We start from the raw sequence: 14,360 nt of genomic DNA, 5'->3' as shown, positions 1-14,360 counted from the left end.
CCCAAAGGGGTGAGGTCGGTGCGGGGAGGTAGACTTAGCCGTGTCTGGCCGGACGCTCGCCCGCGCTTGCCCTGAGCGAACCTGTGTGGGATGCCGGGAGCGGGCGGCCAAGAACGAGTTGCTGCGCATCGTCGCGGACGGGGACGCCTGCGTCCCCGATCCTCGCGGTACGCTGCCCGGCCGGGGTGCGTACGTGCATCCCGTCCCCGACTGTCTGGACCTGGCGGTTCGCCGCCGGGCATTCCCCCGGGCCTTCAAGGCCAAGGGGCCGTTCGACCCGACCGCGGTACAGCGGTTCGTCGAGCGGGTGACACCGTAAGAAATGAACGGCACGGGTCCCCGTGCGGTCAGGTACCTCGCGAGTTGGAAGTAGGTCGAGATTGCGATGAGCACTCGATGAGTACGCGATGAGTACGCCCATGAAGTAGCGACGGTCCGGCGGTAACCCGGACCTAAAAGGAGCGAAGTGGCTAAGGTCCGGGTATACGAACTCGCCAAGGAGTTCGGTGTGGAGAGCAAGGTCGTCATGGCCAAGCTCCAAGAACTCGGTGAATTCGTCCGTTCGGCGTCCTCGACGATCGAGGCGCCGGTCGTGCGCAAGTTGACTGACGCACTGCAGGGGCCCGGCGGCAACGCCGGCAAGCCCGCTGCCAAGCCGGGCGCGCCCCGCAAGGCCGCCCCCGCCAAGCCCGCGGCGCCGTCTCCGGCCCCCGCGGCACGTCCCGCTGCCCCGAAGCCCGGCGCCCCGGCCCCCAAGCCGGCCGCCGCCGAGGCCCCGAGCAGCACCCCCTCCGCCCCGTCGGCGCCGGCCCCCGGCCCGCGTCCGGGCCCGAAGCCCGCGCCGAAGGCCCCGGTCACGCCGGTGCCCGCCGCGGAGTTCTCGGCCCCGGCCCCGGCCCAGCCGGCCGCGCCGCAGGCACCGCGCCCCACCGGCGCGACCCCCGGCCCCCGTCCCGCGCGTCCGGCCCCGTCCGGTCAGCAGGGCGGCGGCCAGCGTGACGGCGGCCGCGGCGGCGAGCGCCCCGCGCGTCCCGCCGGCCAGGGCGCCCCGCGCCCCGGCGCCCGTCCGGCCGGTCCCCGTCCGGGCAACAACCCCTTCACCTCCGGTGGCTCGACGGGCATGTCCCGTCCGCAGGCCCCCCGTCCCGGCGGCGCCCCGCGTCCCGGTGGCGGCCAGGAGCGCCCCGGCGCCCCGCGTCCGCAGGGCGGCCCCGGTGGCGCCCCGCGCCCGCAGGGCCAGGGTGGCGCGCCGCGTCCGACCCCGGGCGGCATGCCCCGGCCGCAGGCGCCCCGTCCGGGCGGCGGCCCCGGTGGCAACCGGCCCAACCCGGGCATGATGCCGCAGCGTCCCGCTGCCGGCCCGCGTCCCGGTGGTGGCCCCGGCGGTGGCCGCGGTCCCGGCGGCGGCGGTCGTCCGGGCGGCGCGGGCCGTCCCGGCGGCGGTGGCTTCGCCGGTCGTCCGGCCGGTCCCGGCGGCGGTGGCGGCGGCTTCGCCGGCCGTCCCGGTGGCGGCGGTGGCGGCGCGGGCCGTCCCGGCGGCGGCGGTGGCTTCGGCGGCCGTCCCGGCTTCGGTGGACGTCCCGGCGGCCCCGGTGGCCGTGGTGGAACGCAGGGCGCCTTCGGCCGTCCCGGCGGTCCTGCGCGTCGTGGCCGCAAGTCGAAGCGGCAGAGGCGCCAGGAGTACGAGGCCATGCAGGCCCCGTCGGTCGGCGGCGTGATGCTGCCTCGCGGCAACGGACAGGCCGTCCGGCTGTCGCGCGGTGCCTCGCTCACCGACTTCGCCGAGAAGATCAACGCCAACCCGGCTTCGCTGGTCGGCGTCATGATGAACCTCGGCGAGATGGTCACCGCCACGCAGTCCGTCTCCGACGAGACGCTGAAGCTCCTCGCGGACGAGATGAACTTCGTCCTGGAGATCGTCAGCCCGGAGGAGGAGGACCGCGAGCTGCTCGAGTCCTTCGACATCGAGTTCGGCGAGGACGAGGGCGGCGACGAGGCCCTGCTGCCGCGTCCGCCGGTCGTGACCGTCATGGGTCACGTCGACCACGGTAAGACGCGACTCCTGGACGCGATCCGCAAGACGAACGTCATCGCGGGCGAGGCCGGCGGCATCACCCAGCACATCGGTGCCTACCAGGTCTCCGCGGACGTCAACGGCGAGGACCGTCGGATCACCTTCATCGACACCCCGGGTCACGAGGCGTTCACCGCCATGCGTGCCCGCGGTGCGAAGTCGACCGACATCGCGATCCTCGTGGTGGCGGCGAACGACGGTGTGATGCCCCAGACGATCGAGGCGCTGAACCACGCCAAGGCGGCCGACGTGCCGATCGTGGTCGCGGTCAACAAGATCGACGTCGAGGGCGCCGACCCGACCAAGGTGCGCGGCCAGCTCACCGAGTTCGGTCTGGTGGCCGAGGAGTACGGCGGCGACACGATGTTCGTCGACATCTCCGCCAAGCAGGGTCTGCACATCGACCAGCTGCTGGAGGCCGTCGTCCTCACCGCCGACGCCTCGCTCGACCTGCGGGCCAACCCGGAGCAGGACGCGCAGGGCATCGCGATCGAGTCCCACCTCGACCGCGGCCGCGGTGCCGTCGCGACCGTCCTGGTCCAGCGAGGCACCCTGCGGGTCGGCGACACGATGGTGGTCGGCGACGCCTACGGCCGTGTCCGCGCGATGCTCGACGACAAGGGCGAGAACGTCGAGGAAGCGGGTCCGTCGACCCCCGTCCTCGTGCTCGGTCTCACCAACGTCCCGGGCGCCGGCGACAACTTCCTCGTCGTGGACGAGGACCGTACGGCCCGCCAGATCGCCGAGAAGCGTGCCGCCCGCGAGCGCAACGCCAACTTCGCCCGCAAGGGTGTCCGGTTCTCCCTGGAGAACCTGGACGAGGCGCTCAAGGCCGGTCTGGTCCAGGAGCTCAACCTCATCATCAAGGGCGACGCGTCCGGTTCGGTGGAGGCCCTCGAGTCCTCGCTGCTCCAGCTCGACGTCGGTGAAGAGGTCGACATCCGGGTCCTGCACCGCGGTGTGGGTGCGGTCACCGAGTCGGACATCGACCTGGCGACCGGCTCCGACGCCATCGTGATCGGCTTCAACGTGCGCGCCGCCGGGCGTGCGCAGCAGATGGCCGACCGCGAGGGTGTGGACGTCCGCTACTACTCGGTCATCTACCAGGCGATCGAGGAGATCGAGGCGGCCCTCAAGGGCATGCTCAAGCCGGAGTACGAAGAGGTCGAGCTGGGTACGGCGGAGATCCGCGAGATCTTCCGCTCGTCCAAGCTGGGCAACATCGCCGGTGTGCTCGTCCGGTCCGGCGAGGTCAAGCGCAACACCAAGGCGCGCCTGCTGCGCGACGGCAAGGTCGTCGCGGAGAACCTCACCATCTCCGGTCTGCGCCGCTTCAAGGACGACGTCACCGAGATCCGCGAAGGCTTCGAGGGCGGTATCAACCTCGGGAACTTCAACGACATCAAGATCGACGACGTCATCGCGACGTACGAGATGCGCGAGAAGCCGCGAGGCTGACCCGTACCTCAACAGTCGGGGCCGGTCGACGGGACCTATTTCCGTCGATCGGCCCCGGCCGTTCCGTGTACGGTTCTTGTGTCCCCGCCGATCATCGGCGGGGCGCGAACCCGAACCGGCGGGACATCCGGGCATACATGTATGTGGGGACACTGTCCTTCGACCTGCTTCTCGGCGACGTACGGTCGCTGAAGGAGAAGCGTTCCGTGGTCCGTCCGATCGTCGCCGAACTCCAGCGCAAGTACGCGGTGAGCGCGGCGGAGACGGGCGGGCAGGACCTCCATCGCAGGGCCGAGATCGGCCTGGCCGTGGTTTCCGGGGACACCCGGCACCTCACAGACGTACTCGACCGGTGCGAGCGCCTCGTCGCCGCCCGGCCGGAGGTGGAGCTGCTGTCCGTACGACGGCGGCTGCACAGCGACGAAGACGATTGAGCAAGTCAGAAGGAGACGGACCAGTGGCCGACAACGCGCGGGCTAAGAAGCTGGCGGACCTCATCCAGGAGGTGGTCGCCGGGAAACTGCAGCGCGGCATCAAGGACCCGCGCCTGGGGACCCACGTGACGATCACGGACGTCCGGGTCACCGGTGACCTGCGGGAGGCCACGGTCTTCTACACGGTCTACGGGGACGACGAGGAGCGGGCCAGCGCCGCGGCCGGTCTGCAGAGCGCCAAGGGCATCCTGCGCTCGGCGGTCGGCTCGGCGGCGGGGACGAAGTTCACCCCGACGCTGACCTTCGTGGCCGACGCCCTCCCGGAGAACGCCCGGGCGATCGAGGACCTGCTCGACCGGGCGCGGGCCTCGGACGCCAAGGTGCGCGAGGCGTCCTCGGGCGCCACGTACGCCGGCGACGCGGACCCGTACCGCAAGCCGGAGGACGAGGACACCGCCTCCGAATGACGACGCAGAACAACAGGACGCCGGATGGCCTTGTCATCGTCGACAAGCCGTCCGGCTTCACTTCGCACGACGTCGTCGCCAAGATGCGCGGCATCGCCCGCACCCGTCGCGTCGGCCACGCCGGCACCCTGGACCCGATGGCGACCGGTGTGCTCGTGCTCGGCGTCGAGAAGGCCACCAAGCTCCTCGGCCACCTCGCGCTGACCGAGAAGGAGTACCTGGGCACGATCCGGCTCGGCCAGGACACGGTCACCGACGACGCGGAGGGCGAGATCACCTCGTCCGCCGACGCCTCCGGGGTCACCCGGGAGGCGATCGACGCCGGGGTCGCCGCCCTGACCGGCGACATCATGCAGGTGCCGTCGAAGGTCAGCGCCATCAAGATCGACGGCAAGCGGTCCTACGCGCGGGTGCGCGGCGGCGAGGAGTTCGAGATCCCGGCCCGGCCGGTGACCGTCTCGTCCTTCCGCGTCTACGACGTCCGCGAGGCGGTCGCCGAGGACGGTACGCCGGTCCTCGACCTGGTCGTCTCGGTGGTCTGCTCCTCGGGGACGTACATCCGCGCCATCGCCCGCGACCTGGGCGCCGGGCTCGGCGTGGGCGGCCATCTGACCGCCCTGCGGCGCACCCGCGTCGGCCCGTACGGGCTGGACGCCGCGCGCACGCTGGACCAGCACCAGGAGGAGCTGACCGTCATGCCGGTGGGCGAGGCCGCCGCGTCGGCGTTCCCCCGCTGGGACGTGGACGAGAAGCGGGCCAAGCTGCTGCTGAACGGCGTACGCCTGGACATGCCCGCCCACCCGCCGGGGCCGGTCGCCGTCTTCGGGCCGGACGGGCGGTTCCTGGTGCTGGTCGAGGAGCAGAAGGGCAAGGCCAAGAGCCTCGCCGTCTTCGGCTGACCGGGTGACGGCGCCTTCGCCGGACCCTCACCGTGGAGCGGGCAGAACCCCCTGTGCCCGCTCCACGACCCCCCACCCCTTTCTGTCCGGCGAACGCCCTGGATTCACCCCAACGGGCAGGCGCTCGGAGTGAATCAGGGGGGTGACGGGGGCGCTTTCGCCCGGAGTGGTCCGCGCGGGGATCTTCGGCGGCCTACCGTCGGATCATGGGATGCGGGGACCGGGCGACGCTGGTACGACTGTGCGATCCGGCCGGCCGGCCGCGGGGGACCGGCTTCGTCGCCGACGACCGGGGCACGGTCGTCACCAGCCACGAAGCGGTCGACGGCCTTCCGCACCTCCTGCTGCACGGCACGGACGGCCGCATCCGGCGCGTCGAGGCCGCCGAGATCACCGCCGTGCCCGAATGGGACCTCGCCCTCCTGCCCACCGGCGGCCCCGACACCCTCGGCGTCCGGCCGCTCCCCATCCGCGTACGGGAGCGCATCGACCCCGGTACGTACGTGACGGTCGCCGCACACGGTCTGCGCGAGGCGCGCGTGCTGGGCCGCACGCCGGTCACCTACACCAGTCGCGGCCGCACCCACCGCATCGACAGCGCCCTGGAACTGGCCCTCGGAACGGACGGCAGCGACGCGCTCCGGCTGGGCGGCGCGGCGGTGGGCGGGCCCGTGCTCGACCCGGACAGCGGCGCCGTCATCGCCGTCCTCGGGCTCGCCCTGCGCGCCTCCCACGCCACGGCCGGCTGCGCGGCGCCGCTCGCCGGGGCGCCCGCCGACGGGCCGCTGGGCGAGCTGCTGCGGCGCAACGCCGCGACCGTCCCCGGCTACGGCCCCGATCTCAACCTGGCCGGCGCCCTCCAGCTCACCGCCATGTCCGTCGGCTCGGCGGGCGGCCCGGGCGAGCGTCCCGAGCCGGTGGAGCGGCCCGACGTCCGCGCCGAGGCGGAGGCGTTCGCGGCGGCCGGCCCGGTCGGCACGGCCGGACCGGAGGAACCGCCCGTGGTCCTCGGTCTCGTCGGCGAGCCGGGCACCGGCCGGACCACCGAGCTCGCCGCGATCGCCGCGCGCCGGGCGACGGGTCCGGTGCCCGCGCCCACGCTGTGGCTGCGCGGCGCCGACCTCCTCGCGGACGACACCTCCGTCGCCGACGCCGTCGCGCGCACGCTCCAGCAGGCCGGGCGCATCGTCGCCGCCGCCGGGACCCCGGGCGACACGGCCGACGCCACGCCCGAGCGGGTCGCCCGGCTGGCCGCGGGCTCCGGCGTCCCGCTGCTGGTCCTGCTGGACGCCCCGGAGGAGATGCCGCCCGTCCTGGCCCACCGGCTCGCCGAGTGGACCACCGGAACGGCCCGCTGGCTCCGCGAGAACCGCGCCCGGCTCGTCGTCGGCTGCCGCCCCGAGCACTGGGAGACGGCCGGCGCGCTCTACCCGCCCGAGGCCCTGCACCGGCCCTCCAGGCCCGCCCGGCGGCTCCCTCCGGCGGTCCGCGTCACCGACTTCACGGCCGGCCAGGCCGAACGGGCCCGGGAGGGGCTCGGCCTCCCGCCCGACGCCCTCGCCGCCGGCCACGACCGCCACCCGCTGACCCTCCGCCTGCTCGCCGAGGTACGCGAGGCCCTGCCGCCGGGCACACCCGCGCGCCCCGGCACGGAGGAGGTCTTCGCCGCCCACCTCGACCTGATGTGCCTGCGCGTCGCCGTCCGCATCGCCGCCGGGAGCCGCCCCGGGCCCACCGCGGTGCGGCGCCTGGCGGCCCGGGTGGCCGGACAGGTCCACGAGGCGGCCCGCCGCTGCCTCGGCCCCGGACAGGGCGAGCTGGACCGGACCGCCTTCGAGGAGCTGTTCCCCTGGCGCACGGGGTGGGCCCGGGCGGTCCTCGGCGAAGGGCTCCTCGTCCCGGCCGGCGCCGGCTACCGCTTCGCCCACGAGGAGGTGGGGGACCGGATCCAGAGCGCGCACCTCGATCTGGACGCGGCCCTGCGGGCGCTGGTGCACCGGTGGCACGCGGAGCCGGCGGAGGACGGCGCCCGGGTGCCGCGCCCCCGGCGGGGCGGGCCGGCCGAGGACCCGCCTCCGGCCGGGCCGCGCAGCCTGCCCGTGCCCCGGCACCGGATCGGCCCCGTGATCCAGGCCCTGCTCCTCCTCTCCCGCCGCCAGGGCACGGCCGCCCTGGCCCACCGGCTGGCGGACCTCATCGAGGCGCTGGACCGGCTGCCGGAGGGGGCGGACGGCGACCGGGCCCGGCCCCTCTCCGACCCGCGCTGGTGGGCCGCGCACCTGCTCGCCGAAACCCTGCTCAGGGTGCCCGACGCCCGCCCGTACCTCGGTGTGCTCCGGCTGCTCGCCGGGCGCGTCGTGCGGAGTTCCGCCGAGGCGGGCGGGGGAGGGGCGCGCGGGGCGTACGCGGAGTTCGGGCCGTGGTTCTGGCGGAGACTGCGGCTGCCCGAGGCGGACCGGATGGACCTCTTCCGCCGCCTCGTCCCGGCGGACGGGCCGCCGGGCGAGGGGGACGGCGACGCGCGGTTCCTCGACGCCGTCGCCCGGCGGCTCGCCGCCCATCCGCGTACGGTGCAGCCCCTCCTGTGCGCCTGGTTCACGGACGAGCGCCCGTTGCCGGCCGCCGGCGCCGAGCCGCCCACGGACGCCGTCCCCGGCCGCCCCACCGTCGCCGCCGCGGCCCAGGCCCTCCTCCACGCCCGCCGGGACCTCGCCGTCGACGATCTGACCGACGCGCTCGTCGACGCCGGGCACCCCCGGGCCGAGGAACTGCTCGCCGCGCTCGCCGAGGACGAGCCCGCCGCGCTGTGCCGGGCCGTCGAGCGGTGGACCGGGGACGAGGACCGCCGCCCGCGCCGGGTCGCCGCCGTCCAGTACGCGACGCTCGTCGCCCCCCGCCTGACCCTGGACGCGGACCGCGACCGGGTGCGCCGGGCCGTGCTCGCGGTGCTGGCCCGCCCGGCCGACAGCGAACTGCACGGGCCGGTCCTCGCCCTGCTCGTCGCGGACCCCCGGACCCGGGCCCGCTACCTCCCGCAGGCCGTCCGGGCCTTCGTCGCCGAGGGCCCGCAGGACGTGCGGGTGCCCGCCGCCGCGCTCGCCGCAGCCCTCCCCACGCACGCGGACATCGTGGTGACCGCCTACCGGGACCGGCTCGCGCGGCCGGACCAGGGCGCGGGCGAGGTGCTGCGGGCCCTGGCCGGGATCGACGCCCCGGAGCTCGCGCTGCACGCCGCCGGACTCGTACGCGCCTACGCCGGGGGCCACCCGGAGGACACGGCGCACACCGCCGCGTACCTCGACCGCCGCCTCGAACACGGGCCCGCCGCCCGCGCCCTGCTGCTGCCGCTGCTCACCGCGCTGCTCCGGGACCGTCCGGCGGCGGCACCGGTCCGGGGATCGCTGGCCGCGGTGCTCGCCTCCCCGGGCAGCCCCGCGTCGCAGCCCACCCGCGACGAGCTCCTGGAGGTGCTGCTGGACGCAGAGCAGCGCGGGGGGAGCCCGGACCCGGTGGTCCTGGAGGCCCTGCTGCGGGCCGCCGCGGCCGGCTGCGCCGGGCGGACGCCGGTGCGCACCCGGGCGCTGGTCCACCGGACCGGCATGCTCCTCGTGCGCACCCCCGAAGGGGCCGCCCTGTTCGACCGGCGGCTCGTCGCGCTGGTGCGCGAGGTGCCCGGGTTCGGCGCGCTGGTCGCGGGCTGGCTGGCCGAGGCGCCACAGGAGTGGGCGGCCGTCGTCGGGCCCAGCGCACGGCGCACGGTTGAGGCGCTGAGGGCTCCGATGCCCATGCCGATGCAGGCCGCAGGGCGTGAGCATGGCAGTCTTAGACCTGCGTAAGCGAGAAATCCACGTACACAGGTTCGGGCGAGGAGCGGTCAGAGTGCAGCGCTGGCGAGGCTTGGAGGACATCCCCCAGGACTGGGGGCGCAGCGTCGTCACCATCGGCTCGTACGACGGGGTGCACCGCGGACACCAGCTGATCATCGGCCGCGCCGTCGAGCGGGCCCGCGAGCTGGGCGTGCCGTCGGTCGTCGTGACCTTCGACCCGCACCCCAGCGAGGTCGTCCGGCCCGGCAGCCACCCGCCGCTGCTGGCCCCGCACCACCGGCGCGCCGAGCTGATGGCGGAGCTGGGCGTGGACGCGATGCTGATCCTGCCGTTCACCACGGAGTTCTCACGGCTCGCCCCGGCCGACTTCATCGCGAAGGTGCTGGTCGACAAGTTGCACGCCCAACTGGTCATCGAGGGCCCCAACTTCCGTTTCGGCCACAAGGCCGCGGGGAACGTCGAGCTGCTGGCCGAGCTGGGCGCCGAGCACGACTACCGCGTCGAGGTCATCGACCTGCGGGTGAGCGGCGCGGCGGGCGGCGGCGAGCCGTTCTCCTCCACGCTCACCCGGCGCCTGGTCGCCGAGGGGGACGTGGCCGGCGCCGCCGAGATCCTGGGCCGCCCGCACCGCGTCGAGGGCGTCGTCGTCCGGGGCGCGCAGCGCGGCCGCGAGCTGGGTTTCCCCACCGCGAACGTCGAGACCCTCCCGCACACCGCGATCCCCGCCGACGGCGTCTACGCGGGCTGGCTGCACGTGAACGGCGAGGCGATGCCCGCCGCGATCTCGGTCGGTACCAACCCGCAATTCGACGGCACCGAGCGCACCGTCGAGGCGTACGCCATCGACCGCGTCGGCCTGGACCTGTACGGCCTGCACGTGGCCGTGGACTTTCTGGCGTACGTACGCGGGATGCTGAAGTTCGACACGATCGACGACCTGCTGGTGGCGATGGCCGCCGACGTGAAGCGGTGCAGCGAGCTGATCGCCGCCGCCGAGCAGGACTGACCGCGCGGTTTCCCGGCCGGTGCGGCCGGGAAACCCGTAGGCCCGTCAGGACGTGGGCGCGGTCACCTTCGCCGTCGCCCAGTGGCACGCCACCTGCGTCTCCCCGCCGCCCGACAGGACCGGCAGGTCCTGCGTACGGCAGGCGTCCGCGACGCCCGCCCGCTCCGCCTCGCCCGAGGCCAGCACCTGGCAGCGGGCGTGGAAGCGGCAGCCGGACGGCACCCGGGACGGGTCCGGCGGCTCGCCGGTCAGCACCACCGGATCGCCCGGCGCCTCCGGCAGCACCGACAGCAGCGCCTGGGTGTACGGATGGCGCGGGGCCGTCAGGATCTGCTCGACGTCACCCGTCTCCACGATGCGGCCCAGATACATCACCGCGACCCGGTCCGCGATGTTCCACGCCAGACCGAGGTCATGCGTCACGACCAGCGCGGAGAGCCCCAGCTCCTCGCGCAGCCGCAGCAGCAGCGCCAGGATCTCGCCGCGCACCGACGCGTCCAGCGAGGCCACCGGCTCGTCCGCCACGATCAGCTCCGGCTCCAGGACCAGGGCCCCCGCGATCACGACGCGCTGGCGCTGACCGCCCGACAGCTCGTGCGGGTAGCGCAGGAAGAACCGCTCCGGCGGACGCAGCCCGGCCCGGGACAGCGCGTCGTGCACCGCCTGCCGCTCGTCGCCCGCGTAGCCGTGGATGCGCAGACCCTCGGCCACCGCGTCGTACACCGTGTGGCGCGGGTTCAGCGAGCCGCTGGGGTCCTGGAGGACCAGCTGCGCGCGCTTGCGGTACGCCTTGAGCGCCCGGCTCCCGTAGTCCAGCGGCTTCCCGTCGAACGTGATCTGCCCGGCCGTGGGCGGGACCAGACCCAGCAGGGAGCGGGCCAGCGTCGTCTTGCCGCACCCCGACTCGCCGACCAGGGCCACGATCTCACCGGGCCGGATGTCCAGGTCCACCCCGTCCACCGCACGCGCCGGCTCGGCCCCGTGCCGGCCGGGGAAGGTGATCCGGAGCCCCTGCGCGCTGAGCAGGTCCACGGGGGTCGTCGTCATGATGTGCTCCTTGCTTCCTCGGCGCCCGGCAGGACCGGTGCCGCCGCCCCCTCGGGACCCACCAGCACGCACGCCGCCTGCCGTCCCGGGCCCGCGTCCCGCAGCACCTGGTCCTGTGTGGCGCAGGAGTCCAGGGCCAGGGCGCAGCGCGGGTGGAAGGTGCAGCCGGCCGGCAGCGCCGACGGGTCGGGCGGGTCGCCGGGCAGGCCCTGCGGCGCGAACCGGGACGACGGGTCCCCGATGCGCGGGAAGGCGCCCGACAGGGCCCTGCTGTACGGGTGGTGCGCGCTCTCGTAGACCTCGGACGCCGGGCCCTCCTCGACGACCCGGCCCGCGTACATCACGGCGAGCCGGTCGCAGGTGTCGGACAGCACCGCCAGGTCGTGGCTGATCATGACCAGGCCGAGGTCCTGCTCGGAGACCAGCTGCTCGATCAGGCGCAGGATCTGGGCCTGGATCATCACGTCCAGGGCCGTCGTCGGCTCGTCCGCGATGATCAGGCCCGGATCGCAGGCCAGCGCCATCGCGATCATCACGCGCTGCCGCTGCCCGCCGGACAGCTCGTGCGGATAGGCGTCCACCCGGGCGGCGGGCAGCCCCACCTGCTCCAGCAGCTCACCGGCCCGCTTGCGCGCGGCGGCCTGGGTGACCTTCTTGTGCAGCAGGATCGGCTCGGCGATCTGGTCCCCGATGCGGTGCACCGCGTTCAGCGAGTGCATCGCGCCCTGGAAGACGATCGACGCGCCCGCCCAGCGCACGGCCCTGACCTGGCCCCACTTCATCGCGAGGACGTCCTCGCCGTTCAGCAGGATCTCGCCGGTCACCTTCGTCCCCGCGGGCAGCAGCCGCAGCAGGGCCAGCGCCAGCGTGGACTTGCCGCAGCCGGACTCCCCGGCGATGCCCAGCTTGCGCCCGGCCTCCACCCGGAGGTTCACACCGCGGACGGCCTGCGCGCCGCCGGCGTACGTCACCGTCAGGTCGCGTACCTCCAGGAGAGGCGTCTTGCGGATGCTCGTCGTGCTCAACGGGCCACCCCCAGCTTGGGATTGAGGACGGACTCGATCGCGCGGCCGCACAGCGTGAACGCCAGGGCCACCAGGGCGATGGCGATGCCGGGCGGGGCCAGGTACCACCAGTCGCCGGCGCTCACCGCCCCCGCGGCGCGCGCGTCCTGGAGCATGCTGCCCCAGGAGGTGATGGTCGGATCGCCGAGGCCGAGGAAGGCCAGCGTGGCCTCGCTCAGGATCGCGCTGGAGATGGCCAGCGTGGTCTGGGCGAGCACCAGCGGCATCACGTTCGGCAGGACGTGCCGGAGCATGATGTGGCCGTGGCCGCCGCCCAGCGCGCGGGCACGCTCGATGTACGGGCGGGACTCCACGGCGAGGGTCTGCGCCCGCACCAGACGGGCGGTGGTCGGCCAGGTCGTGACGCCGATCGCGATGACGATGGTCCACAGGGAGCGGTCCATCACCGAGGCGAGGGCGACCGCGAGGACCAGCGTCGGCATCACCAGGAACCAGTCGGTCACCCGCATCAGCACCGTCGAGTACCAGCCGCGGAAGTGGCCCGCGACGATCCCCACGATCGTGCCGATGGCGACGCACAGGAACGCCGCGAGCAGCCCCACGGTGAGCGAGACGCGCGCACCCCACACCAGCAGCGCGAGCACACTGCGCCCGAACTGGTCGGTGCCGAGCGGGAACTCGCCGCTGGGCGATTCGAGCGCGCCGCCGGACGCCTCGGTGACGCTCTCCGAGTCGGCGCCGACGAGCTGGGGCGCGGCCAGGGCCACCAGGGCGATGAGCACCAGGCCGCCGAGGCCCCACATGCCGCCCTTGTGCGTGCGGTACTCCCGCCAGAAGCGGGCCGCGGACCGGCGTTTGCGGGCCCGGGCCAGCGCACGGGCGCTCCGGACGGGCTCGGGCGGGGCCGGCGCCGGGGTCGGCGTGGGCATGGAATCGGTCGTGGTCATCGGCCCACCCGGGGATCGAGCAGCGGATACAGCACATCGGCAAGGGTGTTCGCCAGGATCACCGCGGTGGCGAAGACGAAGAACAGGCCCTGGACGAGTGGCAGGTCGGGGGTGCTCAGGCCCTGGTAGAACAGGGAACCGAGGCCCGGCCAGGAGAACACGGTCTCCACCAGGATCTGCCCGGCGACCACATGCCCCAGGTTGACGAACATGAGCGTGAAGGTGGGCAGCATCGCGTTGGGCACGGCGTGCTTGCGGCGTACGACGTCGTCCCGCAGCCCCTTGGCGCGGGCCGTCGTCAGATAGTCGCTGCCCATCTCGTCCAGCAGCGAGGACCGCATCACCAGCAGCGTCTGCGCGTACCCGACCGCCACCAGGGTGATGACCGGGAGCACCATGTGGTGCGCCACGTCGATGACGTAATCCAGACCGCTCGTGTCCCCGGACGACATCCCGCCCGTCGGGAACATGCCCGGGATCGGGCCGACGCCCACCGAGAAGACGATGATCAGGAGCAGCCCGAGCCAGAACGACGGCACCGAGTACAGCGTGAGCGCGAGTGCCGTGTTGAACCGGTCGCCGGCCGAGCCGTTGCGCCAGGCGGTGCGGGTGCCGAGCCAGAGGCCGATCAGGCTGTAGAGGACGTAGGCGGTGCCGGTGAGCAGCAGCGTCGCCGGCAGTTTTTCGACGATCTTGTCGATGACCGGTGCGTGGTACGCGTACGAGTCACCGAAGTCGCCGGTGAGCGCGTCCTCGATGTAGCTGGTGAACTGCTGCCACATCGGCTGGTCGAGCCCGAACTGATGGCGCATCGACTCCAGCTGTTCGGCCGAGACCCGCCGGCCGCCCGTCATCTGTTTGACCGGGTCGCTGGGAATGAGCCGGAAGAGGAAGAAGCTGGTGACCAGAACCGCGAACAGCGAGACGACGGCGCCCGCGATCTTGGCGGCCACATATTTCAGATAGGCCGTGGTGTTGCGCGCCCGTGGACCGCGTGCGGCCGAGGGGCCGGCCGGAGGGCCGTCCGTGGCCGCGTCCGCCTGTTGCACGAGCGCCGGAGTGCTGTCAGCTGTCATGGGGAACTCTCGTTACTCGTGTCGTTCCTGGAAGGAACCGGCCGGCGCGGGCCTGGTACCGCACCCGCGCCGGCCGGTTCCTCGCATCCCGTTCGAGAAC

11 protein-coding genes are annotated in these 14,360 nt (G+C 74.1%); 7 read left to right on the top strand and 4 right to left on the bottom strand.

Translation table 11 applies throughout. From position 1 onward, the window contains the following. Positions 1 to 40 precede the first annotated feature (40 nt). From ACFUJY_RS19810 to ACFUJY_RS19780, 7 genes are all read left to right on the top strand, one after another. Positions 41 to 319 (top strand): YlxR family protein, encoded by a 279-nt coding sequence (locus tag ACFUJY_RS19810; RefSeq protein ID WP_383301141.1) that lies wholly within the window; start codon positions 41 to 43, stop codon positions 317 to 319. Between the two features lie 147 nt (positions 320 to 466). Next, entirely contained in the window at positions 467 to 3,532 is a 3,066-nt protein-coding gene (gene infB, locus ACFUJY_RS19805; protein ID WP_383301138.1) for a translation initiation factor IF-2, read from the top strand. A gap of 137 nt (positions 3,533 to 3,669) precedes the next feature. After that, positions 3,670 to 3,966 (top strand): DUF503 domain-containing protein, encoded by a 297-nt coding sequence (locus ACFUJY_RS19800; RefSeq protein ID WP_018521454.1) that lies wholly within the window; start codon positions 3,670 to 3,672, stop codon positions 3,964 to 3,966. 23 nt (positions 3,967 to 3,989) lie between these two features. After that, entirely contained in the window at positions 3,990 to 4,433 is a 444-nt protein-coding gene (rbfA, locus tag ACFUJY_RS19795) for a 30S ribosome-binding factor RbfA (protein ID WP_143625185.1), read from the top strand. Next, the gene (truB, locus tag ACFUJY_RS19790) at positions 4,430 to 5,332 is read left to right on the top strand and encodes a tRNA pseudouridine(55) synthase TruB (protein ID WP_383301134.1); all 903 of its coding nucleotides are present in this window, start codon (positions 4,430 to 4,432) and stop codon (positions 5,330 to 5,332) included. The genes rbfA and truB overlap by 4 nt, the downstream gene beginning before the upstream one ends. Before the next feature lie 206 nt (positions 5,333 to 5,538). Continuing rightward, positions 5,539 to 9,168 carry a trypsin-like peptidase domain-containing protein gene (locus ACFUJY_RS19785; protein ID WP_383301132.1) on the top strand — a complete coding sequence of 1,210 codons (3,630 nt, stop codon included), beginning with the start codon at positions 5,539 to 5,541 and terminating at the stop codon, positions 9,166 to 9,168. Positions 9,169 to 9,211: 43 nt separating this feature from the next. Next, the gene (locus tag ACFUJY_RS19780) at positions 9,212 to 10,165 is read left to right on the top strand and encodes a bifunctional riboflavin kinase/FAD synthetase (RefSeq protein WP_383301129.1); all 954 of its coding nucleotides are present in this window, start codon (positions 9,212 to 9,214) and stop codon (positions 10,163 to 10,165) included. Between the two features lie 45 nt (positions 10,166 to 10,210). Here the strand turns inward: ACFUJY_RS19780 and ACFUJY_RS19775 are convergent, their stop codons facing one another. From ACFUJY_RS19775 to ACFUJY_RS19760, 4 genes are read right to left on the bottom strand one after another with little or no spacing between them, the layout of a single operon-like run. Then, positions 10,211 to 11,212 (bottom strand): oligopeptide/dipeptide ABC transporter ATP-binding protein, encoded by a 1,002-nt coding sequence (locus tag ACFUJY_RS19775; protein WP_383301126.1) that lies wholly within the window; start codon positions 11,210 to 11,212, stop codon positions 10,211 to 10,213. After that, entirely contained in the window at positions 11,209 to 12,237 is a 1,029-nt protein-coding gene (locus tag ACFUJY_RS19770) for an ABC transporter ATP-binding protein (RefSeq protein ID WP_383301123.1), read from the bottom strand. Before ACFUJY_RS19770 ends, ACFUJY_RS19775 begins: the two co-directional genes overlap by 4 nt. After that, the gene (locus tag ACFUJY_RS19765; protein ID WP_383301120.1) at positions 12,234 to 13,184 is read right to left on the bottom strand and encodes an ABC transporter permease; all 951 of its coding nucleotides are present in this window, start codon (positions 13,182 to 13,184) and stop codon (positions 12,234 to 12,236) included. Before ACFUJY_RS19765 ends, ACFUJY_RS19770 begins: the two co-directional genes overlap by 4 nt. Then, positions 13,181 to 14,260, bottom strand: a complete 1,080-nt coding sequence (locus tag ACFUJY_RS19760) for an ABC transporter permease (RefSeq protein WP_383301117.1) — start codon at positions 14,258 to 14,260, stop codon at positions 13,181 to 13,183. The genes ACFUJY_RS19765 and ACFUJY_RS19760 overlap by 4 nt, the downstream gene beginning before the upstream one ends. Positions 14,261 to 14,360 lie beyond the last annotated feature (100 nt).

Source organism: Streptomyces sp. NPDC057249 (genome assembly GCF_042669245.1).
Lineage (GTDB): Bacteria > Actinomycetota > Actinomycetes > Streptomycetales > Streptomycetaceae > Streptomyces.
The sequence above is the reverse complement of the archived record's forward strand: the minus strand, read 5'-3'. Positions and strand labels throughout refer to the sequence as shown.

Excerpts from the sequence above, each read along its gene's own strand:
- ACFUJY_RS19760 (WP_383301117.1), bottom strand. The coding sequence starts at position 14,260 with ATGACAGCTGACAGCACTCCGGCGCTCGTGCAACAGGCGGACGCGGCC.
- ACFUJY_RS19765 (WP_383301120.1), bottom strand. The coding sequence starts at position 13,184 with ATGACCACGACCGATTCCATGCCCACGCCGACCCCGGCGCCGGCCCCG.
- truB (WP_383301134.1), top strand. The coding sequence starts at position 4,430 with ATGACGACGCAGAACAACAGGACGCCGGATGGCCTTGTCATCGTCGAC.
- ACFUJY_RS19800 (WP_018521454.1), top strand. The coding sequence starts at position 3,670 with ATGTATGTGGGGACACTGTCCTTCGACCTGCTTCTCGGCGACGTACGG.
- ACFUJY_RS19785 (WP_383301132.1), top strand. The coding sequence starts at position 5,539 with ATGGGATGCGGGGACCGGGCGACGCTGGTACGACTGTGCGATCCGGCC.
- ACFUJY_RS19775 (WP_383301126.1), bottom strand. The coding sequence starts at position 11,212 with ATGACGACGACCCCCGTGGACCTGCTCAGCGCGCAGGGGCTCCGGATC.